The 21,864-nt window shown below is 69.0% G+C and carries 23 protein-coding genes; 10 read left to right on the top strand and 13 right to left on the bottom strand.

What is annotated here, in order from left to right:
• Positions 1 to 46 precede the first annotated feature (46 nt).
• Both DL991_RS36895 and DL991_RS36890 read left to right on the top strand, forming a co-directional pair.
• Positions 47 to 637 carry a hypothetical protein gene (locus DL991_RS36895; protein ID WP_125788933.1) on the top strand — a complete coding sequence of 197 codons (591 nt, stop codon included), beginning with the start codon at positions 47 to 49 and terminating at the stop codon, positions 635 to 637.
• A gap of 21 nt (positions 638 to 658) precedes the next feature.
• On the top strand, positions 659 to 1,654 hold the full coding sequence (locus DL991_RS36890) for a DUF2203 family protein (protein ID WP_125788932.1): 996 nt from the start codon (positions 659 to 661) through the stop codon (positions 1,652 to 1,654).
• Positions 1,655 to 1,657: 3 nt separating this feature from the next.
• Here the strand turns inward: DL991_RS36890 and DL991_RS36885 are convergent, their stop codons facing one another.
• Together DL991_RS36885 and DL991_RS36880 are read right to left on the bottom strand one after the other, a co-directional pair.
• Complete coding sequence (locus DL991_RS36885) at positions 1,658 to 2,515, bottom strand: triacylglycerol lipase (RefSeq protein WP_125788931.1); 858 nt, start codon at positions 2,513 to 2,515, stop codon at positions 1,658 to 1,660.
• Positions 2,516 to 2,625: 110 nt separating this feature from the next.
• Complete coding sequence (locus DL991_RS36880) at positions 2,626 to 3,060, bottom strand: Lrp/AsnC family transcriptional regulator (RefSeq protein ID WP_199746251.1); 435 nt, start codon at positions 3,058 to 3,060, stop codon at positions 2,626 to 2,628.
• 115 nt (positions 3,061 to 3,175) lie between these two features.
• Here DL991_RS36880 and DL991_RS36875 point away from each other — a divergent pair, with 115 nt between their 5' ends.
• Positions 3,176 to 4,015: an NAD-dependent epimerase/dehydratase family protein gene (locus DL991_RS36875; protein WP_125788929.1), complete on the top strand. Its 840-nt coding sequence runs from the start codon at positions 3,176 to 3,178 to the stop codon at positions 4,013 to 4,015.
• Between the two features lie 4 nt (positions 4,016 to 4,019).
• Positions 4,020 to 4,844 (top strand): aldo/keto reductase, encoded by an 825-nt coding sequence (locus DL991_RS36870; RefSeq protein ID WP_125788928.1) that lies wholly within the window; start codon positions 4,020 to 4,022, stop codon positions 4,842 to 4,844.
• Here DL991_RS36870 and DL991_RS36865 read toward each other — a convergent pair whose 3' ends face one another.
• The gene (locus DL991_RS36865) at positions 4,845 to 5,459 is read right to left on the bottom strand and encodes a LysE/ArgO family amino acid transporter (RefSeq protein ID WP_125788927.1); all 615 of its coding nucleotides are present in this window, start codon (positions 5,457 to 5,459) and stop codon (positions 4,845 to 4,847) included. It abuts the gene before it with no gap.
• Between the two features lie 66 nt (positions 5,460 to 5,525).
• Here DL991_RS36865 and DL991_RS36860 point away from each other — a divergent pair, with 66 nt between their 5' ends.
• Both DL991_RS36860 and DL991_RS36855 read left to right on the top strand, forming a co-directional pair.
• Positions 5,526 to 6,404: a LysR family transcriptional regulator ArgP gene (locus DL991_RS36860; protein WP_125788926.1), complete on the top strand. Its 879-nt coding sequence runs from the start codon at positions 5,526 to 5,528 to the stop codon at positions 6,402 to 6,404.
• 38 nt (positions 6,405 to 6,442) lie between these two features.
• Positions 6,443 to 7,030: an HhH-GPD-type base excision DNA repair protein gene (locus DL991_RS36855; protein ID WP_125788925.1), complete on the top strand. Its 588-nt coding sequence runs from the start codon at positions 6,443 to 6,445 to the stop codon at positions 7,028 to 7,030.
• On the opposite strand, the gene DL991_RS36850 is transcribed toward DL991_RS36855, so the two are convergent.
• The 3 genes from DL991_RS36850 to DL991_RS36840 form a co-directional block, all read right to left on the bottom strand.
• A complete protein-coding gene (locus tag DL991_RS36850) occupies positions 7,031 to 7,597 on the bottom strand; it encodes a GNAT family N-acetyltransferase (RefSeq protein WP_125788924.1) in 567 nt (188 codons plus the stop codon).
• Between the two features lie 7 nt (positions 7,598 to 7,604).
• Complete coding sequence (locus tag DL991_RS36845) at positions 7,605 to 8,054, bottom strand: hypothetical protein (RefSeq protein WP_233599209.1); 450 nt, start codon at positions 8,052 to 8,054, stop codon at positions 7,605 to 7,607.
• A gap of 113 nt (positions 8,055 to 8,167) precedes the next feature.
• Positions 8,168 to 8,812, bottom strand: a complete 645-nt coding sequence (locus DL991_RS36840) for a spermidine synthase (protein ID WP_125788922.1) — start codon at positions 8,810 to 8,812, stop codon at positions 8,168 to 8,170.
• Positions 8,813 to 8,940: 128 nt separating this feature from the next.
• Here DL991_RS36840 and DL991_RS36835 point away from each other — a divergent pair, with 128 nt between their 5' ends.
• Positions 8,941 to 9,129 (top strand): DUF1918 domain-containing protein, encoded by a 189-nt coding sequence (locus DL991_RS36835; protein ID WP_125788921.1) that lies wholly within the window; start codon positions 8,941 to 8,943, stop codon positions 9,127 to 9,129.
• A gap of 3 nt (positions 9,130 to 9,132) precedes the next feature.
• Here the strand turns inward: DL991_RS36835 and DL991_RS36830 are convergent, their stop codons facing one another.
• The gene (locus tag DL991_RS36830; protein ID WP_125788920.1) at positions 9,133 to 10,302 is read right to left on the bottom strand and encodes an MFS transporter; all 1,170 of its coding nucleotides are present in this window, start codon (positions 10,300 to 10,302) and stop codon (positions 9,133 to 9,135) included.
• 196 nt (positions 10,303 to 10,498) lie between these two features.
• Between DL991_RS36830 and DL991_RS36825 the strand changes: the two genes are divergently transcribed.
• Positions 10,499 to 10,816: a helix-turn-helix transcriptional regulator gene (locus tag DL991_RS36825; RefSeq protein ID WP_125788919.1), complete on the top strand. Its 318-nt coding sequence runs from the start codon at positions 10,499 to 10,501 to the stop codon at positions 10,814 to 10,816.
• A 184-nt stretch (positions 10,817 to 11,000) separates the two neighbouring features.
• The gene (locus DL991_RS36820) at positions 11,001 to 12,173 is read left to right on the top strand and encodes an MFS transporter (protein WP_125788918.1); all 1,173 of its coding nucleotides are present in this window, start codon (positions 11,001 to 11,003) and stop codon (positions 12,171 to 12,173) included.
• Between the two features lie 6 nt (positions 12,174 to 12,179).
• Here the strand turns inward: DL991_RS36820 and DL991_RS36815 are convergent, their stop codons facing one another.
• The gene (locus tag DL991_RS36815) at positions 12,180 to 12,479 is read right to left on the bottom strand and encodes a DUF3017 domain-containing protein (RefSeq protein ID WP_125788917.1); all 300 of its coding nucleotides are present in this window, start codon (positions 12,477 to 12,479) and stop codon (positions 12,180 to 12,182) included.
• A 117-nt stretch (positions 12,480 to 12,596) separates the two neighbouring features.
• Here DL991_RS36815 and DL991_RS36810 point away from each other — a divergent pair, with 117 nt between their 5' ends.
• Positions 12,597 to 15,305: a glycohydrolase toxin TNT-related protein gene (locus DL991_RS36810; protein WP_370308953.1), complete on the top strand. Its 2,709-nt coding sequence runs from the start codon at positions 12,597 to 12,599 to the stop codon at positions 15,303 to 15,305.
• 67 nt (positions 15,306 to 15,372) lie between these two features.
• Here the strand turns inward: DL991_RS36810 and DL991_RS36805 are convergent, their stop codons facing one another.
• The 5 genes from DL991_RS36805 to DL991_RS36785 form a co-directional block, all read right to left on the bottom strand.
• On the bottom strand, positions 15,373 to 15,960 hold the full coding sequence (locus DL991_RS36805) for a pentapeptide repeat-containing protein (RefSeq protein ID WP_125788916.1): 588 nt from the start codon (positions 15,958 to 15,960) through the stop codon (positions 15,373 to 15,375).
• 22 nt (positions 15,961 to 15,982) lie between these two features.
• Positions 15,983 to 17,050, bottom strand: a complete 1,068-nt coding sequence (locus tag DL991_RS36800) for a reverse transcriptase family protein (protein ID WP_255433417.1) — start codon at positions 17,048 to 17,050, stop codon at positions 15,983 to 15,985.
• Positions 17,051 to 17,189: 139 nt separating this feature from the next.
• The gene (locus DL991_RS36795; RefSeq protein ID WP_125788915.1) at positions 17,190 to 17,672 is read right to left on the bottom strand and encodes a VOC family protein; all 483 of its coding nucleotides are present in this window, start codon (positions 17,670 to 17,672) and stop codon (positions 17,190 to 17,192) included.
• A 67-nt stretch (positions 17,673 to 17,739) separates the two neighbouring features.
• Complete coding sequence (locus tag DL991_RS36790; protein ID WP_125788914.1) at positions 17,740 to 18,249, bottom strand: hemerythrin domain-containing protein; 510 nt, start codon at positions 18,247 to 18,249, stop codon at positions 17,740 to 17,742.
• A 106-nt stretch (positions 18,250 to 18,355) separates the two neighbouring features.
• Complete coding sequence (locus tag DL991_RS36785; protein WP_125788913.1) at positions 18,356 to 21,709, bottom strand: error-prone DNA polymerase; 3,354 nt, start codon at positions 21,707 to 21,709, stop codon at positions 18,356 to 18,358.
• Positions 21,710 to 21,864: the final 155 nt, after the last annotated feature.

Below are 21,864 nucleotides of genomic sequence, written 5' to 3'. Positions count from 1 at the left end.
GAAGGGGGCTGACGTCCGTAGTCCGATTAAGGGAGGTGACCCGCCCATGTCATCGCACCGGTACGTAGCGGAGTACGACGACGAGGACTACCAGGAGTACGGCGAGTACGAGCAGGAACCGAAGGACCCGCGGAGGCCGTACCAGGACGTCGAGTCGTATGAACCGTACGAGCCGCCCTTCGACGACGACCTGGGCGTCGAAGACCCGCGCGCGGGTCGAGGCGTGCGTCGCGTCCTCAGTGGCGCGGGCGGTCTGATCCTGACGCCGGTCGCCCTCGGCCTGTTGTCTTGGGGCGGTCTGCGGCAGCAGATGCTCGTCCAGGCGACGCTCAGCACCCAGCGAGACGTCTTGAGCATCGGCCTGCTCGTGGGCGGCGGACTCCTGTTGCTGGCGGTCGGGCTGCTCGGCGCGCTCTCGGCGACCGGCCCGATCCTCGGCGGTCTCGTCTGGGGCGTCGCGCCGGGCGTGGCGACCATCGCCGTCCCGGAATGGGGCTTCCGCCTGGTGAAGTACCTGCCGCAGAACGACGTCACCTACGGCGTCACGAGCTGGCTCTTCATCGGCGGCCTGCTCGCGACGGGCTTCCTCCTGATCGGCGCGGGCCTCGCGTCGAGACTCGCCCGGCGGCGCCGCTGAGCGGGCTGGGACCATCGGCGGATGGGTTTGTTCACCGTTCCCGAAGCCCGCGCCGAGCTCGCCCGGCTACGCCCCGTGCTCGACGAGCTTGTCCGTCTTCGCGCCGACGCGGCCGAACTCGCCGCGTCCCTGCGTCCCGGCGGCCGGGCGACCACGCTCGGCGGGATGCCGGAATGGAAGGCCGCGCAGGCCCGGTTGGACGACCTGATGACGACCGTCCAGCGGACGGGCGCCGAGCTGAAGGGGTTCGCCCCGCTCCTGATCGACTTCCCGGCCGAGCTCGACGGCGTCGACGTCCTGCTGTGCTGGCTCGAAGGCGACTCGGAGTTGTGCTGGTATCACCGCGTCGACCTGGGTTTCGCCGGCAGGCGCCGCCTCCCGGATAGGGTCGCCGCCGTGAGCGAGGAAATCGCGGCCGGGCTGTTCGACGGCATCGCCGCGCACTACGACGAAGACACTTTTCACGGCCTGGTCGCCGACGCGCTCGTCGACGGCCTCGGCCTTATGGCGCCCGGACGCGTTCTCGACGTCGCGACCGGTACGGGGGTGGCCGCGTTCGCCGCGCTGCGCCTGGAGCCGGGCGAAGTGCTCGCGATCGACATCTCGCCGGGCATGATCGCCCAGGCCGAGAAGAAGGCGGCGACGCACGATCCCGGCAGGCTCATCACCTGGCAGGTCGCCTCGGCGGTTCCGTCGCCGGTGGAGGACGAAGGCGCGGATGCCGTCCTGTGCGCGTCTTCGCTGCATTTCCTCGGCGCGGCCGCGCTCCGCGACTGGCTGCGGGCGCTGCGCCCGGGTGGCAGGGTGGCTTTCAGTCTGCCGCTCGCGTCGGCGTTCCGGCCGTCGGAGGCGTTCGCCGCCATCGTCCCCACCGACCTGAAGCTGCCGGAAACCGAGGACGAGGCGGCGGAACTGGCCTCCGAAGCGGGTTTCACCGAGGTGACCGTGAAACGCGTCGACGTCGAAACGCCGGACCGGATCCGGTCGGTGTTCGTGGTGCACGCGACCAGGCCCTGAGGCCTACAGCGGCACGAAGAACGGCACGCACTTCGGCGCGGGGGCGCCTTCCGGGTCGAGCGCCTTGAGGATCAGGCTCGTCACGTTCGGGTCGATCGCCTGGCTCAGATGCCCGGAAATGTCCGCGCCGCAGTGGTCCTGCAGCACGATGTCGGTTGTGCCCGGTTCGTCGAGCACCCCGCTGGTGTACGGCGTGACCACTCGATCGTGGCGGCTCACGATGCTCGTGTACGTCGGCCCCGGCACGCTCACGCCACCGCGGGCGAGGTCGTCGAGGAAGTCCGACGGCGCGAGGTATTCGCGGCACGCCCCGCAGACGCCGTCGGCGAGCAGATCGAGGCCGGGCAGCGAAAGCACGGTCCTGGCGAGTCCGGAAAGGCCGTTCAGCGTCGTGCCCTTGAAGTTGGAACCGAACCCGACGAAATGCTTCACCTTCTCCGCACCTCCCTCGAATTTGAGGTAGTACGCGGGCATCGTCGTGCCCTCGGAATGCCCGACGATGTCGACCTTGTCCGCGCCGGTGCTCGCTCGCACCCGGTCCACGAACGCGCCGAATTCGACGGCGCTCTTCCGCATGGAGCCGAGCCCGCCGAACAACTGTCCACCCAGGACGGTGGTGCCGTAGGTCAGCGAATAGACGCAATAGCCGGCGTCCTTGAGTTTCGGCGCGTGATGGAACCAGTTGGTCGTCGCGTTGCCGCCGAGGCCGTGCGCCAGCACGACGGGCTCGGGATGGCTCGCGCTGGGCTTGCACGACCAGTCGTTCCAGCCGCTCGACGGCGCCGCGCTCGCCACCGCCGGGACGGCGATCGTGAACGTCAAGGCCGCGACAAGCGTGGTGAGGATCCTTCTGGCCCGCATCCCTGCCTCCGGTTACTCGTCAGTATGTGCGCTACGAGTCATCATGCGTCACAAACCGGCAGGCAGAACCAGGACAGCGACCAGACTTATCCGGCCCACCTTGTGCCGAATCACAAGGGCAGGAGGACGCGCCGCTCGATCGGACTGGACATGACGATCGACGTCGTCGTGGCGCCCAGCGTGGACAGATCCTCCAGGAGGTCTTCCAGGTGCGTGGTGTCGCGTACGGCGATCTTGAGGATCCAGCAGTCCTCCCCCACCACGTGGTGCAGTTCGAGGATCTCCGGCCGGTCCATGAGCTTCCGGGTGCGCGGATGCCGGACGGTGAACCCGCTGTGCGGCGCCATCCGCACGAACGCCCGCAGCCCGAGTCCGATCCCGGACGGCGAGACGAGCGCCGCGTAGCCGGTGATCGTGCCGTCGGCTTCGAGCCGTTTGACGCGCTCGCCGACAGCGGCGGGACTCAGCGAAACGCGGCGCCCGAGCTCGCTCAGGGTGATGCGGCCTTCCTCCTGGAGGAGTTCAAGGAGTCGCCTGTCGATCACATCCAGTGAGCTTTCAGTGAAACCGCGATTCGGCCGAGATTCTTTCAGCGATTCTGCCGATTCACCCATGTTCTCCCCTTCAAACGCCCGGATCGCCACCGTAACACTGGTGGACATGAAGAAAGTGCTCGTTCTGGGCGGAAGCCGGTACTTCGGCCGCGACGTGGTCGAGCGGCTGCGCGACGGAGGACTGGACGTCACCGTCCTCAACCGCGGCTCCACCCCGGCGCCCTCCGGCGTCGCCCATCTGATCGCCGACCGCGACGACGAAGGCGGGCTGAAGGCCGCGCTCGGTTCGCGTTCTTTCGACGTCGTGCTGGACCAGGTCTGCTACACCCCGGTCCAGGCGGCGATCGCGCGGCGGGTCATCCGCTCGGGCCGGTACGTGATGACGTCCACGATCGAGGTCTACGACCAGGTCCGGACGGAGACCCCGATGGCCGAAACGCTGGTCGCGCCCGTGCCGGTCGACCTCGGGGCACCTTCGTACGACTATGGCGAAGGCAAGCGGCAGGCCGAGGCGGTCTTCGCGGCGGGAGACACGCCGTTCGCTTCGGTGCGGGTCGCGCACGTCCTCGGTGGCGACGATTTCACCGGACGGCTACGGCACTACGTCGAACGGCTGGACGCGGGGGATGCCGTGGACATCCACGCGAAACCGCGGCCGTCGACGTTCATCCACGCGCGCGAGATCGCCGACTTCCTGACCTGGACAGTGCTCGCGGACTTCACGGGACCGATCAACGCCGGTTCGCACGGCGAGCTTTCCGCCGTGGACATCGCCCGTGCGATCTCGGTCGAGCCCCGGTTCCGGACCGTCGATCGGGACGCCTCGCCGTTCTCCTTCGACCGGTACGCGGTCCTGGACACCTCGCGTGCGACCGGCCTCGGCTTTTCGTTCTCCACCACCACCGATTGGCTCGACGAAGCCGTCGAAAACGCCAGAAAGGCCTGAGCACATGCGTTACCGCAGCATCGGAGACGTCGAGGTCAGCGCGATCGGGCTGGGCGCGATGCCGCTGTCGATCGAGGGCCGACCGGACCGCGACCGCGCGATCGCCACGATCCACGCCGCGCTCGACGCCGGTGTCACGCTGATCGACACGGCCGACTCCTACCACTGGCACGCGGGCGAAACCGGGCACAACGAGGTGCTGATCGCCGAAGCGCTGGCAGCCCACAGCGGCTCGGACGCGGTGCTCGTCGCGACCAAGGGCGGCCGCGGCCGTCCCGGTGACGGCTCGTGGACCGTCACCGGGACACCCGCGCACCTCAAGAACGCCTGCGAGGGCTCGCTGAAACGGCTCGGCGTCGACACGATCGGGCTCTACCAGCTGCACAAACCCGACGAGAACGTGCCGTGGGCGGAATCCGTCGGCGCGATCAAGGAGCTGGCCGACGAAGGCAAGATCCGGCTCGCCGGACTGTCCAATGTGTCCAGTGCACAGATACTGGAAGCGCGGGAAATCCTCGGCGGGACGCTGGTTTCGGTGCAGAACGAGCACGCGCCCGCGCAGCTTTCGCACGAACCGGAACTGGCCCTGTGCACCGAACTCGGGCTCGCCTATCTGCCGTGGGGCCCGCTCCGAGGGATCGGCGGGGAGTTCCTTTCCGTTGCCGAAGAGCTCGGGGTCAGCCCGCAACAGGTGTGCCTTGCCTGGCTGCTCGCGAAGTCGCCGTCGATGATCGCGATCCCCGGCTCGACGAGGCCGGCGACGATCCGGGACTCGGCGGCCGCGGCCGATCTCGTGCTCACCGCCGAAGATCTCGCCCGGCTGCCGTGATCAGGCGCTGACCACCAGCGTCACGCCGAGGGCGATCATCGTCGCGGCGACCAGGCCGTCCAGCACCCGCCACGACGACGGCTTGCGAAAGAACCCGCTGAGCAGCCGCGCGCCGAAACCGAGCGCGAGGAACCAGAGCACGCTGGCCGACACCGCACCCACGCCGAACGCCCACCGGTCGCTGCCGTGTCCGGCCGCGACCGCGCCGAGCAGGAGGAGGGTGTCGAGGTAGACATGCGGATTCAGCCAGGTGATCGCCAGCGTGGTCAGCACGATGCGGCGCAGCGATCCGCCGGTCTCCGGACCCCCGGTTTCCAGCGCCGCCGGCTTGAACGCGCGACGGGCCGCGAGAGCGCCGTAGCAGAGCAGGAAAGCGCCGCCGACCAGGGCGACGATCGTCAACGCTTCGGGTGACGTCCCCACCAGCGCGCCGACCCCGCCGACGCCGAGGCTCACCAGGATGGCGTCCGAGAAGATGCAGATCAGCACCACGACGAGTACTGCTTCGCGCCGGATGCCCTGACGCAGCACGAAGGCGTTCTGCGCGCCGATCGCGACGATGAGGGCCATGGTCGCGCCGAACCCGGCGACCGCGCTGAACAGAACGTCTCCCATGCCGACAACAGTAGAAATCCCAGCGTCAACAGTACAGCTAAAGATTCTTACGTAACATTAGCGCTCATGACGACAGATCTGCCCCTCGACCTGGTGCGCACGCTGCTGGCCGTCGCCGACGAAGGCACCTTCGACGCGGCGGCCTCGGCGCTGCACGTGACGCCGTCGGCGATCAGCCAGCGCGTCAAGGCGCTCGAACAGCGCACCGGCCGGGTCCTGCTGATCCGCACGAAACCGGTGCGCCTGACCGAATCCGGGCAGGCGGTGGTGCGGTTCGGCCGTCAGCTGGCGTTGCTGGAGGCCGACACGCGGGCCGAACTCGGCCTGACCGCGGGCGACGAACCGGTCCGGCTGCCGATCGCGGTGAACGCCGATTCGCTGGCGACGTGGTTCCTCCCGGCGCTCACCCGGGTGCCGCCCGAGCAGAAGATCTGCTTCGAACTGCACCGTGAGGATCAGGACCACACCACGACCCTGTTGCGGGAGGGGCTGGTGATGGCGGCGGTGACGTCGTCACCCGATCCGGTCGCCGGGTGTTCGGTGCACCGGCTCGGGCACATGCGCTACCTGGCCGTCGTGAGCCCGGCCCTCGGCACGGATCTCGACCTCGCCGAAGCACCTGTCGTCGTCTTCGACCGGCGTGACGACCTCCAGGACCGCTTCGCCCGCGAGCGCGGCACGATCGCGAGCCCGCTGCGGCACTACGTTCCCTCTTCCGAAGGATTCTTCGACGCCGTCGCGGCCGGGATGGGCTGGGGCATGGTGCCGCTCGCGCAGATCGGCGACCGCCTGCGGGACGGCACGTTCGCCTGTCTCGACCCGGATCACCCGATCGACGTGCCGCTGTTCTGGCAGCAGTGGAAACTCGACTCGCCCGCGCTGGCGGCGGTGTCGGCCGCCATCACCACCGCGGCCGCCGACCTGCTGGTCGATCCGCACGGATGAGGGCGCGCGCGGCGGCCCGGTCGTGAGATCCTTGGCGCATGACGCGCGCATTGCACCTGGTCGGGGACGAGGAAGCGGACCGGCTGCTGACCGAAGACCCGTTCGCCCTGCTCGTCGGGATGCTCCTCGACCAGCAGTTCCCGATGGAACACGCGTTCCGCGGCCCGCAGAAGATCGCGGACCGGATGGACGGTTTCGACATCAAGAAGATCCACGCGATGGACACCGAAACCTTCGTCGAGCTCTGCGTGGTCCCGCCCGCGATCCACCGCTACGGCGGCTCGATGGCCCGGCGGGTGAAGGACCTCGCGGAGCACGTCGTCGAACACTACGACGGCGACGCAGCCGGGATCTGGACCGCTGGGCGCCCCAAACCGGACGGCCCCGAGGTCCTCAAGCGGCTCAAGGCGTTGCCCGGTTTCGGCGACCAGAAGGCCTCGATCTTCCTCGCGTTGCTCGGCAAGCAGCTCGGCGTGCAGCCCAAGGGCTGGCGCGCGGCCACCGGCTCGTACGGCGACCGCGGCTCACGGCGTTCGATCGCCGACGTCGTGGACGCGAAAACCCTCGGCGAGGTGCGAGCGTTCAAGAAGGCGGCGAAGGCCGCTGCCAAGGCTCCCGCGAAGTAGCTACTTCTTCCCGGCTCCCGGCCACGGTCCCGGCGTCTCGGCGGGCAGTTCCGCCTGCTCGACTTCGGTGCGGAACAGCCGGAAGCCGCGTGCCTGGTAGTTCTTGAGCGCGGCCGGGCCGTCCGTGGTGCAGGTGTGGACCGTGACGCGGCGCGTCGTCGCCTTGCCCGGCCAGCGCTCCGCGAGTGCCCACGCCTCCCGCAGCGCGACGGTCAGCAAGTGCCCGCCGATGCCCTTCCCGACGAAGGAAGACATCAGGCCGAAGTACGCGAGTTCCACTTCGCCGTCGACAGCGCCGTCGAGTTCGAAGTAGCCGCACGGCGTCCCCTGCGCGTACGCCACCCAGGTCTCGACGCCCGGCCTGTCCAGCCACTCGGTCCACCGCGTCCAGGTCCAGCCGAGCCTGTCGATCCAGAACCAGTCGCCGCCGACGGCGGTGTAGAGATAGCGGTTCAGCTCCGGGCTGACCAGCTCGGAGCGGGTGACCGTCACCGGGACGGCAGGCGGTTTCGCCGCGCTCAGGTCGTCCGGCGAGGTCTGTTCGAGGTGCCAGGTGGTGATCTCCATTCGGCGATCATTTCAGCCAGACCCGCAGCGGCCCCAGAGCCGTGTAACCGTTGCGGAGAGCGGCGTCGAGATCGTCACCGCGTTCGTAGCCGGTGATCGGCAGCCCGGGGAAGCTCGCCGCGACGGCCGAGGTCGCGCCGCGCCATGCGTCGTCGGGATCGCCGTGAGTGTACAAATTGGACAGTCCGGCGAGGTCGCCGTCCCGGTTGGCGGTCACGCTGGAGACGCCGTCGGACCACACCGCGACGGACGGATCGTCGAACCGGTCGTCGACGCGGCACCAGCCCGGCTCGAGCGGCACCTGTGCCGTACGGGTGATCCATGTGGCCTCGAAGAGCACCTCGAAGCCCGCTTGCGAAAGATCCAGGCAGGCGAAGCTGTCCTTGACCGAACAGCCCGGCGAGGTGTCGATCCCGTCCAGCACCTCCGACACGGTCACGTCCGGTGTCAGGGTCACCGCGTCCGGGTACAACGGCGGCGTCCGGTGTGCCGACTTCCAGACGTGGGCCGTGAAAGTACCCGTTCGGCACACCACGTCGCACCAGCGCGCGTTGACCCACGCCGCGTCCGCTACACCCGCGCGAACCACAGTACGTCCGGTTCTCCTTGCGGCACCGGGATCTTCAGCTCCCGCACGTCACCGAACCGCGATCGCAGCCGCTTCGCGAACGACGGCACCGACTCGGCGCTCCACACTCCGAGCACGCCGCCGGGCCGCAGCCGCGCGGCGAGCATGTCGAGTCCGTCGTCCAGATACAGCTTCGCGTTGCCGTCGGTGACCGTCCACTCAGGACCGTTGTCGATGTCGAGGCACAGCGCGTCGAACCGCTCTTCCGTACGGCGCAACCACTTAACCAGATCGGCCTCGACAACGGTGACCCGTTCGTCGGACAGTGCGTCGCCATGGACGTCCTTCAGCGGGCCCTCGCGGTTCCACTTGATCACGGCAGGCTCGCGCTCGACGACCACGATCTCGCCGACACCGGGGTGGTCGAGCGCGGCGCGCAGCGAATAGCCGACACCCAGGCCGCCGATCAGCATTCGCGCCTTGCCCGGCACCAGATCGGCCGCCACCGAGACGAGCAACCGTTCGGATTCACCGTTCCGGGTGTCCATCAGGAAGACGCCGTTGGCGATGACCTCGAAATCTTCTCCGGCCCGGCGGAGCACCAGTTCGCCGCTCTTCCCGGCCACCTTGTCGAGTACGTCGGTCATCCGGCCAGCCTATCGACGACGATCACGGCGGGCCCGCGGATTTCCCTTTCGCACTCGACCGATCGTGGCGGGCACCTGTACGAACCCCTCCGACACTCCTAACCTTGAAGTGTCGGAGGTGATTTCTCATGCAGGCGACCGTCGGAGACGAGATCCACGTGCACGGACGCACGGTCGGCTCGGCCGAGCGACACGGCGAAATCCTCGAGGTACGCGGAGAACACGGTGCCCCGCCGTATCTCGTCCGGTTCGCGGACGGGCACGAAGGGCTGGTGTTCCCCGGCCCCGACTGCGAAGTCCAGACTCGCGCCGAATAGGCGTCACTCGGCCAGCGCGGGCTGCTTCACGCGGCTCCGCCAGCCCGCCACGACCACGGCCGCGCCGATCGCGGTCAGTATCGCCGCGACCTCGGGCAGCAAGAGGGGTCCGCCGCCGCTGAGCACGGCACCCCCGACGAGGCCGGAGAGGCCGACGCCGAGATAGATCGCGGACGCGTTGAGCGAGAGGACGAGCCCGGCGTTCTGACGGGAGAGCTCGATCAGCCGGTGCTGGATCGGCGGGTTGACCGACCAGGTGGCCAGTCCCCAGAGGAAGAGGACGACGGCCGCGCCCGCGACGGTGGTCGCCACCAGCGGCAACAGCGCGAGCACGACGGTGATCCCGCCGAACACGACCAGCAGCGGTCCCCTGGCGCCCCACCGGTCGGCCGCACGGCCGCCGAGGACGTTGCCGAGCGCACCGCCCGCGCCGTAGACGAACAGCAGCAGGCTGACCGTCGTGCCGTGGACGCCCGCCGTGGCCGACAGGACCGGCGAGATGAAGGTGTAGACGGAGAACGCGGCGAGACAGCCGAGCACGGTCGCGCCGAGCATGGCGAGTACGCGCGGGTCCTTCGCGACGGTGAACCGTTCGGCCAGCCGGACCGGTGGCGGCGCCGGGACTGCGGGCAAGACCAGCCGCACCGCGAAGGCGCCGAGAAGTGAGAAGACCGCGACAAGCGCGAAGACGGCCTGGTAACCGACGCTCTGCGAAAGGACACTGCCGAGCGGAACGCCAAGGATCGTCGCGACGGTCAGCCCGCCGAAGACGAGCGCGACCGCGCGGCCCCGGCGCTCCGGGGAGGTGAGGTCGGCGGCGACGGCACTCGCCGCCGGCGTGAAGACCGCCGCGCCGATCGCGGTGACCACGCGCGCGAGGAGCAGGGTCACGTAGCCGGGCGCGAGGGCGGCGAGTGCGTTGCCGATGGCCGTGACGACGAGCGCGGCGACCAGGAGCGTGCGCCGTTCCCAGCGGCCCGTGACGGCGGCGAACAACGGCGAACCGACCGCGTACGCGATGGCGAAGGCGGTGACCAGCTGCGCGGCGGCCGTCTCGGAGACCCCGAGCTCGCCGGTCAGCGCGGGCAGCAGCCCGGCGACGACGTATCCGCTGGTGCCGACCGCGAAGGTGCCGAGCGCCAGCACCGCGGTCCTGGGTGGTGCGAAGGTCATGACTCCCCAGCTCCAGACCTCACAAATCGCGTTTAGCCCGCTAAAGGCGATCCGGGCCCGGGGGCGCCTGGCCGGTGCCAGATCGCGTTCAGCCCGCGAAAGTCGACTTGGGGTCGTTGTTCGATGGTTGTCGTAGTTCGATGGTGACCGTACTACGAACTCGCGGAAAGTTCGAGGGGCGTCGTACTATGGACGGATGGCCACGACGACCACCCAGTACGTCTATCCCGGACAGGACGAGATCCGGATCGAGGCGGTCCTCGCCGCGCTCGCGGATCCGGTCCGGCTCGACATGGTCCGCCAGCTGGCCGAATCCGGCACCGAGATCTCGTGCAGCGGTTTCGACGTCGCCGTGACCAAGTCCACACTCACCCATCACCTGCGCACCCTGCGCGAAGCGGGCATCATCATGGGCCGCCAGCAGGGCACCGCCCGCTACAACTCCTTGCGCCGCAACGATCTCGACGAGCTGTTCCCCGGCCTGCTCCAGGGAGTGCTCGCCGCGCGCCGCTGAGGGTGGGCAGCCTCACCCGAAACCGGGATGACAAAGGCCCCCTCGATCGGTTGAACTGGACGAAGGACAGCGGTGCCGCACGCGCTGTCTTCTTTTGTGTCCGAGACCTAAATCGATTCAGCTCCCGTCCGCGACGCTGGGCGAGTAATCGTTTACCTCAAGTACGACCCCCGGAAGGAGAGCCGTGCCCGTCGCGCTGCTCGCGCTCGCCATCGGTGCCTTCGGCATCGGGACCACCGAATTCGTCATGATGGGCGTGCTGCCCGAAGCCGCCGCCGATTTCGGCGTGTCGATCCCGTCCGCCGGCTACCTCATCTCCGGCTACGCCCTCGGCGTCGTCGTCGGCGCCCCGCTGCTCACCGCCGCCGCGGTCCGGCTGCCGCGCAAGACGATGCTGCTGGCGATGATGGGCCTGTTCACCCTCGGCAACGCCCTCTTCGCGCTCTCGCCGAACCAGGAGTTCGGCGTCGCCTTCCGCTTCCTCGCCGGCCTGCCGCACGGCGCGTTCTTCGGCGCCGGCGCGGTCGTCGCGTCCAGCCTGGCCAAGCCGGGCGAACGCGCGAAGGCCGTCTCGATGATGTTCATGGGCCTGACGCTGGCCAACGTCGTCGGCGTGCCGCTCGGGACGCTGCTCGGCCAGAAGGTCGGCTGGCGCGCGACCTTCGGTGTCGTGGCCGTGATCGGCCTGCTCGCCATGGCCGCGATCGCGAAACTGGTCCCCCACCAGGGAAAACCGGTCGAGCCGTCGCTGCGTGGCGAACTCGGCGCCTTCCGCCGCCCGCAGGTGTGGCTCGCGCTCGCGATCGTCACCTTCGGCCTCGGCGGCGTGTTCGCCTGCCTGTCCTACATCGCGCCGATGCTGACCGACGTCACCGGCTACTCGCCATCGCACGTCACCCTGCTGCTCTCGCTGGCCGGGGTCGGCATGACGATCGGCAACTACCTCGGCGGCAGGCTCGCCGACAAGGCGCTGATGCCGAGCCTCTACGTCTCGCTGATCGCGCTCGCTTCGGTACTGGCGATCTTCACCTTCACCGCGAACGGCAAGGTCGGCGCGGCGGTGACGATCTTCTTCGTCGGCCTCGCCGGGTTCATGATCGGCCCGATGATGCAGGCCCGGATCATGGAGAAGGCGGGCGGGACGCCGTCGCTGGTCTCCGCGGCCGTGCAGTCGGCGTTCAACATCGCGAACTCCATCGGCGCCTACCTTGGCGGACTGGTGATCGCGGGCGGCCTCGGCCTGGTCGCACCCAACTGGGTCGGCGCGTCGCTGGCCGTCCTGGGGCTCTCCCTGGCCGTGGTGTCCGGCAGCCTGGATCGCCGCGAAGCCCGGCTCAGCCCCGCCATGGCCTCCTGAGCCGACTCAGGACAGGGGCCCGCCGGTGATCGTGAACGCGATGAACAGGATCAAGACGGAGAGCGCGCCGTAGGTCAGGACGTCGACCGGCTTGCCCCGGATGGCCAGCAGCCCGGCCTTCGCCTCGGGCAGGGCCGCCCGGAGCAGGCCGGCGAGCAGCAACGCGCCGCCGATCAGCGCGGCGCCCTGCCGCCAGTGGTACTGGCCGATCCGCAGGGCGGCGACGGCCACCACCAGCATCACCACCAGGAACGGCAGGTGATGGAGCAGTGCCCCACGGTCACGCCGCTGTCCGGCCACCGCCATCAGTCCTCGTCCTTCAGGGTCTCGGGGGCAGATCGGTTCACGCCGTCAGTATCCCGGGTGAGTGAGCCGACACCAGGTCAGGGCGTCTTCTGGATTGTCAATAGCGGCAAAACCCACATGCGGGGTGCACGCGAGCGCGGATACGGTCAAAATGTGACCGTGGCACAACCGACGACTCAGCTGAACGCGACCGAGCAGGACACCCTGGTCAAACAGATCGGCCTCGCCCTGCTGCGGGCCGCGCCGCGCGACTGGCGGAAGGTGACCGCCGAGTACCGAGCCGTCGGCAGGTACCACGAGATGACCGGCGAGATCATCACCGAGGACGGCACCGCGCACGAGTGGGTCGCGACGCATGACATCGCGACACTGTTCGGCAGGCTCCGCGCCGGGATGTATCGCGACGGCCGTGGCACCTGGTTCAACGCCCGCTACCAGCTCGATCACCCGTCCAGTTACAACCTCGAGTACAACCGCGACGAGCCCCAATGGCGCCTCGCGCCGCCTCCGCAGGCGCTGTCCGACGAACTGCGCATGTTCCCCCGCTCCGAGGAGAACGTGCCCGAATGGCTGATCCGGCGCATGTCCGGCCTCGGCCCCGAGCAGCCCGGGCCGCATTTCCGCATCGCCCGCATCTTCGACACCATCGGCCCGGCCGGGCGTCCGGTGATCAACCGGCCCGACCTGGAGATCGAGGAGCAGGACAGGCTGCTCGAGTACCTCGACCGCGCACCGCTGGTGGTCACCGAGCGCGGCTACGACATCGACAGGCTCGCGCAGACCCCCGAGGCCACCGTCCCGGTCGCCTTCCACAGCGACGGGCAGTGGATCTGGCCCGCCGCCGTGAACTTCTACCTGCGCGAGTACGGCGTCTCACCGGAACTCGACCTGATCGACCACGTCCGGCAGAACGATTTCACGCTGCCCGAGGTCGACGCCCCGACGCTGCAGGCCGCGGCGGGGTACCTCACCCGGGGGAATCAGCCCCCGCAGCAGCGTCCCCACGGCCCGGGTGGGCCGGGTGGCCCCAACGGCATGCCCGCGGGCCCACCTCCTCCGCAGGGCCCGCCGCAGAACGGCCCGGTGCCGCCTCAGCAGGCCAACCAGGGCGCTCCCGGACAGCCCGGCCCCGGCCCGAACCAGCCCGCTCAGCCGCCCGTCCCGCCGCCGCATCAGCAGGGCCCGGATCAGGCGTCCGCCGCCGCGGCTGCCGCGGCACCGGTCGCGGCGGCCGCGGCCGTCCCCGCCGCCGAGTCCACCGTTCCCGATCAGGCCGAGCAGGCCCAGCGGTACGAAGAGGACTACGACACCCAGGACTACCAGGCGCAGGACTTCCACGAGGCCGCCGCCGAGCAGCAGTACGAAGGCCGCTACGAAGACCCGTACGCGCACGACCAGGCGCAGTTCCACGAGTCCGAACAGGACGTGTACACCGACGAGGAACGGCAGGACGAGGCGTCGCATCAGCGCGCCGAACCCGCGCCGGAACCGCAGGTCGCCGACCCGGAGGCCACCACGTACGCGCGGCCCGCGCAGGTCGACGCCTACGAGCCGCCGCCCCTCGTGGAAGAGCAGGACGCGTACGCCCGGCAGGAAGAGGACCAGCCGTACGCGCCGCCCGAGGAGGAGACGACCACCGGTTACACGCCGGTCGAGCAGGCCGACGCCGGCCCTGAGCTGCCCCTCCTCACGCACGACGCGGAGCCGGACTTGCCCCCGCCGTCGGATAACGAGGTCACGCAGGTCGACGCCCCGGCACCGGTGCTCGTGCCCGTGTCCCGCCCCGAGCCCGAGCCGCGGCGCGAGGAAGCCCCGCGCCGCGCGGCACCGGAGCGGCCGCGGCGCGCCGAGCACCCCGTGCCGGTGCTGAACGAACTGCAGGCGAAGTTCGACGACCTCGACGTGCCCGAGGACGTCTACCGCATCGGCTCCCCCACCGACCACGGCTGGAGTGTCGAGCAGGTCGACGGCGGCGGCTGGCGGGTCGGCTGGTACGACGGGAAGCTGGCCAACCCGGCCGTGTTCGGCGACGCCGAGGACGCGGCCGCGTTCATGCTCGGCAAGGTCCTGCTGAACCCGAACGGCGCTCCGCCGCCCGAGGAAGAGCCCGCTGTCGAAGAGCGGCCGGTCGAGGAGCAGGCTCCGGCGCCGCCCGTGCTGGCGACGCTCTCCCCCGAGATCGCGACCGGTTCGCATCCGGTGCCGCCGCGGGAGTCGATCCCGGCACAGGAACAGACGGCGTTCACGACGGCCGAGGAACTGCTCGGTGACGATGTGGACGACGAGCCCGCCCCCGCGCCGGTCCCGCCCGCGCCCCCGGTGCGGCCGAACCCGGTGCTGGCGAGCCCGCCGCCCGCGCCACCGCGGCGCGAACCGCCGGTGACGCCGCCTCCGCCGCCGCCGATGCGACGCGAGGAACCGGCCCGCCCGCCTGCCGCGGCGAACGCCGCCGGGGCGCCCGACGCCAAGCAGAACTGGCCGATCTCGCCGCTCAACGGCGAGCCGCCGCTGACGCTGTTCCGCGGCAAGGAGCTGCGTGAGCTGCCCGCGGGCAGCGAGCTGGACCGCTTCGGTGGCCCGAACGGCAATCTGACTTACGCGGCCGGGACGCCGTTCGAGGAGCGCTCGCTCGTGCCGGAGTGGGTGAACCGGCCGTACCACGTGTACCGCGTGCAGCGTCCGCTCGAAGCGCTCGCCGGTGTCGCGATCCCGTGGTTCAACCAGCCCGGTGGCGGTTCGGCGTACCTGCTACCGGCGTCCATCGAGGAGCTGCTCGCCGAGGGCGACCTCATCGAGCTGGACCCGGGCGAACCGCCGATCGACTAGTCCGTTCTGCAATGAAAGGTCCTTTCCTCGCAAATTTTGCGAGGAAAGGACCTTTCATTGCACCGGGTCAGTGGATGACGAGGCCGTGCGCGGCGGCGTAGGCGACCGCGGTCTCGGTGTCCACGTGGACACCGGCGAGGTTCGCCTGCACCAGCCCGTTGGCGTCGAGCCGTGCGCCACGCAGATCGGCACCTTCGAGTTTCGCGCCGGCTAGCCGGGCACCGGTGAGATCCGCACCACGCAGGTCGGCGCCGGTCAGATCCGCTTCGAGCAGGTTCGCCTCACGCAGTCGCAGGCCACTGAGGTCCACTTTGGACAGACGGGCTTTGCTGAGCGAGACCAGCGAGAGATCGCATTCGGTGAAGGCGACCTTCTGGAACCGGCAGTCCACAAAGGACGATCCGAGCATCGAACAGGAACTCCACCGCGTGCTCGCGAGCACACTGCGATCGAAGGTGCACGACCGGAACGCCGACGCCTCGTGGCGCGAGCCCTCGAAGTCGACCTTGGTGAAGTCGCACTGGTCGAAGGTGCAGCCCTGGGTGCGCAGCCCTCGCAGGTCGGCTTCGGTGAAATCACAGCCGACGAAACTACGTTTTTCCCACCACTGCTCGGAAAGAACGGCTTCTCGGTAGTCCTCCGCGGTCTCGATCACCCGTCCAGGATCGCATACCCGCTCACGTCCAGGTGATCCCGCCGAACAAGTCCCGCAGCTTCGCCGCCCGCGCCGGGGACGACGCGGCGATCCAGCCGATCCGGCCGAGCAGGTGAGCCCGGAAGTCCGGATGCGCGGTCCGGTTCTGCTCCTCCGGGCCGGTTCGGACGCAGTTGTGCAGCAGTGCGCGCAGGGCGTCGTAGTCGGCGCGCGTCGCGGCGGGTGCGCTGTTGACCACCAGGCCCGCGACCCGTTGCCGCTGGTGCGCTCCGGCGATCGAGGTCTTGTCGTCTCGCAGCCGGAAGCCCTCACCGGTCACGATCCGCCGGACACCGGGCAGCAACCGGTGCAGCGGCAAGGAATCCCCGGAGAACGCCAGATCGTCGGCGTACCGCGTGTAGGCGGCGCCCAGTACACGCGCGAGACCGTCGAGCCGCCGGTCGAGCTGATGCGTGACCGCGTTCGCGACCGAAGGCGACGACGGCGCGCCCTGCGGAAGATGTGTGGCCGCCAGATTGTTCAGCAGCCGCACGCGCGCCGGACCCCGCCGCCCCTCGGGCGCGGTGGCGAGGACATCGGGCGGAACGGCCGTGGTGAGCACACCCGCCAGCGCCTCCGCCACGGCGGGCGGATACCCCGCGAGGGCGAGCAGCGCCGAGATCCGGCGCGCGGACACCGTCGGGAAGAACCCTTCGAGGTCCATCCTGACCACGGTTTCCCGCCCGGCGTGCGGCGCGGCGCAGGACATCGCCGAACGTCCGCGCCGGAACCCGTGCGCCGCCTCGTGCACCGGCAGCGCCTCGACGACGTGCCGCACGATCCGGCGTTGCAGTTCGGCGATCCGGGGCTTCGGCCGCTCGATGAGCCGCACACCGCCCGAAGCGGTCGGGATCCAGCGGTAGGTGTAGTGCCGGATCGGCTCGGCCGCACGCCTGTTCCAGCCCTTCGCGTCGGCGAACCACGAGAGTTCGCCGGGCGTCAGGTCGAGGGCGGCGGCGCAGTCGTCGAAGGTCGCCCAACGGGTCACCTGGAATCGCCAGACCGGCATGGGTTCGAGGAGCGACGCGGAGGTGACTCTTTCTCCTGTCATCCGCGCGGACTCGCACGCGAAGCATGCCGCGCTCGCGCGGGGCGCCTTGTCTCGCTGTCTTCGTACTCCCCGGGGTTGCCCCGGAGTGGGTGGCGATCCACCGGCTCACCTCCGCGTCGCTATCGCCACCCTACCGACTTCAGGGACTTGGAATGATCTCCGTGCCGGAGACGTAGCGCATGGCCTCGATGAACTTCGGGTCGTTCATCCGGCGTTCCATCTCCGGGAAGTCGAGGTCGACCAGCCGGGTCTGGATCCACCACAGGTTGCCGAACGGGTCACGGACCCGGCCGACACGGTCGCCGAAGAAGAGTTCGGTCTGCCTCGTCACCTCTTCGGCGCCCGCCTCGATGGCCCGGCGCTGCGTCTCCACGCTGTCCTCGACGTAGAGCCGCAGATACGCCGGGGTGCCGACCCAGTCGTCACGCGAGTCGAACAGCATGACGACCGAGTCGCCGATCCGGACCTCCGCGTGCCCGATCTTCCCGCCTTCGACGTACACCGGTTCACCGATCGGCTCCGCGTCGAAGACCCGCTTCAAGAAGTCGATCACGCTCGCGGTGTCGCGCGAGATGATCCACGGGGTGACCGTGTGGTAGCCGTCGGGGATCGGGTTGCTCATCGGAGTTCTCCTCGGTCGTCGTGTGCGATGAGAAGAACGCTAGAGCCCGTATAGGACAGATCGTGTCCTAATGCGTTTTCAGCAGGAAAGGCGGCTTCGACTCCTGCCACTCCGGCATGTCCAGCGAGTTGAGCACCTCGACGATCCGCTTCTCCTCGTAGCGGAAATGCGTCTCCATGATCGCCGTGAGCCCGTCCAGTTCCCGTTGGACGTCAAGGATCTCGGCCTGACTCGACCCGGGGCCGACGCCGGCGACCAGCTCTTCGATCCGTTCGATGATCCCGGTCATGACCTCGTGGTCGTGCGCGAGCTCTTCGAGCGACGGCCGCAATTCGGGGAATTTCTCCGCCAGCACAAGGAAGGCGCCGCCGTCCTCGCCGGTGTGATGCCTGGTCAGCGCCGAGCAGAAGGTGAGGCAATGAGCCCGGAGATCGCGCAGCCGCTCGGCGCGCCCGGCCGCTACCGACTCGAGGTCGTCATGCAGCCTGGCCAGCTCTTTACGCAGCCAGTTGTGAACCTGAACGAGTTGATTTCCGAACGCCGTCAACCGGCCGTTCGATGAAGAAGGGGTTTCCATGATTTCCCATGGTCCGACGCCTCCGCGCCCACGGCGGTCTCTTTGCCGGGTGCACTGCGACGTTGATCGAACTACAGCACAGTCCCCGGATGATCGTCAAGAGTGCTCAGTGGAAATCACGGGACTTGGCGGTGATCCGCAACGGCAGGTGGCGGATCTGTTCGGCGAGGACGTTCACCACCTCGCCGGTGCGCTCGACCACGCCGCGGATCAGCAGCGCGGGACTGCCGCGGGCGACCCGGTGATAGCGCTGCCACACCCCCATCGTGCAGATGATGTTGATCATCCCCGTCTCGTCTTCGAGGTTCAGGAAGGTGACGCCGCCCGCGGTCGCCGGCCGCTGGCGATGGGTCACCGCGCCCCCGGTCAGCACCCGGGTGCCGTGCGGGACCTCGCGCAGGCCCGCCGCCGTGATGACGCCGAGCTCGTCGAGGTGCTCGCGGATGAACTGGGTCGGGAAGCTGTCCGGCGACACCCCGGTTGCCCAGACGTCCGCGGCCGCGACGTCGATTTCGTCCATGCCGGGCAACATCGGCGCCTTGACCCCGGTGGTGAGCCCTGGCAGTTTCGCCAGGCTTTCGTCGGCGACCGCACCCGCCGCCCAGAGCGCGCTCCGCCTGGTCTCGCCGAAACAACCGAACGCGCCTGCCGCCGCCAGCGCCTCGACCTGCGGTTTGGTCAGCCGTACACGCCGGGCGACCTCGGCCAGGTCCGCGAAGGGGCCGTCGCGTTCCCGTTCCTCGACGATCTTCTTCGCCGGCTTCTCGCCGATCATCCGCACGGTGGACAGGCCACCCCGCACGGCGAGCAGCTTTCCCTCTTCAGGCAAGGGTTCCAGCGTCGCGTGCGGGAGGCTCGCGTTGATGTCCGGGCCGAGCACCCGCACCCCGTGCCGCCGCGCGTCGGCGACCAGCGACTGCGGCGAATAGAACCCCATCGGCTGCGCGCGCAGCAAACCCGCCAGGAACGCGTCCGGGTGGTAGTACTTGAAGTACGCGCTCGCGAACACCAGCAAGGCGAAACTCAGCGCGTGACTCTCGGGGAAACCGAAGTTCGCGAACGCCTTGAGCTTGCCGAAGATCTTCTCGGCGAGCTCTCCCCCGATGTCGTTCTTCGCGGCGCCTTCGAGGAAACGTCGTTTGAGCCGTTCCATCTTCTGTTCGGAACGTTTGGACCCCATGGCGTGCCGCAGCCGATCCGCCTCCGCCGGGGTGAAATCGGCGACGTCGAGGGCGATCTGCATCATCTGTTCCTGGAACAACGGCACGCCGAGGGTCTTTTCCAGCGCGTTGACCAGCTTCGGATGGTCGAAATCCCATTTCTCCTGGCCGTTCTTGCGCCGGATGTAGGGATGCACCGAACCACCCTGGATCGGGCCGGGCCTGATGAGCGCTACCTCGACAGCCAGATCGTAGAACTTCTTAGGGCGCAAGCGAGGCAGGGTGGCCAGCTGCGCACGGCTCTCCACCTGGAAGACGCCGATCGCGTCGGCGCGGCAGAGCATTTCGTAGACGTTCTGATCCTTGAGATCCAATTCGGAGATGTCGACCTCTTCCCCTTTGTGGTCACGGACTAGGTCGATCATATAATGCAGGGCCGACAACATTCCGAGGCCGAGCAGATCGAATTTGACCAGCCCCGCCGCGGCGCAGTCCTCCTTCTCCCACTGCACGACACTGCGGTTCTCCATCCGGGCCCATTCGATCGGGACGACCTCGCTCACCGGCTGCTCGCAGATCACCATCCCGCCGGAATGGATACCCAGATGCCGCGGGAAGTCTTCGAGCGCGCAGGCGAGTTCCACGACCTCCTCGGGGATGTCGTGATCGTGGTCCTTTTCCGTGGCGCGCAACGCACCCCAGCGGTCGATCTGCTTGCTCCACGCGTCCTGCTGGCCGGGCGAGTACCCCAGCGCCCGCGCCGCGTCCCGGACCGCGGACCGGGCCCGGTAGGTGATCACGTTCGCCACCTGCGCGGTGTTCAGCCGCCCGTATTTCTCGTAGACGTACTGGATCGCCTCCTCACGGCGGTCGGATTCGATGTCGAGGTCGATGTCCGGGTAGCCGTCGCGATCCGGGGCGAGGAACCGTTCGAAGAGCAGGCCGTAGCGCACGGCGTCGACCTTGGTGATGCCGAGCGCGTAGCAGACCGCCGAGTTCGCGGCCGATCCCCGGCCCTGGCAGAGGATCTTGTTGTCCCGGCAGAACCGCACGATGTCCCAGACGATCAGGAAGTAGCCGGGAAAACCCAGTTCTTCGATGACCTCCAGTTCGTGGTCGATCAGCTTCCTGGCCTTTTCGCGGTACTCCTCGTCCTTGTTCTTCTCGTGCTCCTCCGCGCCTTTCCTGGTGAGGTACCGCAAGTAGGACGCTTCGGTATGCCCCTCCGGAACGTCGAACGGCGGCAGCTTCGGCTCGATGTGGTGGAGTTCGAACGCGCACTCCCGGCCGAGCAGCGCCGCCCGCTGCACCGCACCCGGATACCGCTCGAAGATCTCGGCCATCTCCTCCCCCGACCGCAGGAACGCCGTTCCCGCGGCGGGCAGCCAGCCCTCCATGTCCTCCATGCCTCGCCGGGCGCGGATGGCGCTGAGCGCGTCGGCGAGCGGGGCCCGCTCCGGCCGGGCGTAGTGCGCGGCCGTGGTCGCCACCGTCGGGAGCCCGAACTCCTTGGCCATTTCGCTCAACAGGTCGTTGTGCGTGCTGTCCAAGGGAAGGCTGTGGTCGATGAGCTCGACATAGACGTTTTCGCGGCCGAAGCAGTCGATGAGTTCCTTCAGTCTCTCGACGGCCGCGGCGGGGCCTCCGGTGACGAGTGCCTTGCGCACCGAGCCCTTACGGCAGCCGGTGAGCACGACGCACTTCCCGCGGACCTCTTCGGCGACCGCGCGCAGGTCGTAAACCGGCCTGCCCTTCTCCGCCCTTTCCTTCGGGGACAACGACTGCCTGTCGAAGCCGTACAGCTGACCGGCGGTGATCGCCCGGTTCAGGCTCAGGTAGCCGTCCTGTTGTTTGGCCAGCAAGAGCAGGTGCTCGCCCTCGGGATCGGCGAACCCGTTCTGCGGCCCGGACAGGCCGAAACTGAGCTCCGTGCCGAAGACGGTGTGCACACCCAGCTCCCGCGCCGCTTCGGCGAACCGCACCACGCCGTACATGCCGTCGTGATCGGTGAGCGCGATCGCGTCCAGGCCCAGCCGCGCGGCCTCCTCCACCAGTTCCTCGGGATGGCTCGCCCCGTCGAGGAAGCTGAAGTTCGAATGGCAGTGCAGTTCGGCGTACGGCACCCGGCGCGCGGTGGCCCCGTCGTCGTCGCCGATCAGCCCGGACAGGTCCGCGGGCGGCTGATAGCCCTCACGTTTGGCACTCCACGCGGGGCTGTCGCCGCCGTCACCGGGCGGGACCTCGCCGGCGAGCTCGCGGGCGAGGTCCTTCCACGGCCGCGGAGGGTTGTTCCAGCCCATCGGTCACCGATTCTCTGTCGAGCTTCTCGGCGCGGGGACGAACACTTCCGCGCGCGGCACACACGCCGCCCATGCGGTGTCCAACTCGGCACGCTGTACCGGGATGGCCGGTTCCTCCAGCCAGCGTCGCACCAGCCGCGTGTACTCCTCGTCCA

Origin of the sequence: Amycolatopsis sp. WAC 01375, from assembly GCF_003947325.1 — a bacterium.
Taxonomy (GTDB): domain Bacteria; phylum Actinomycetota; class Actinomycetes; order Mycobacteriales; family Pseudonocardiaceae; genus Amycolatopsis.
Note: the sequence above shows the minus strand (reverse complement) of the source record. Positions and strands in the feature narration are given on the sequence as shown.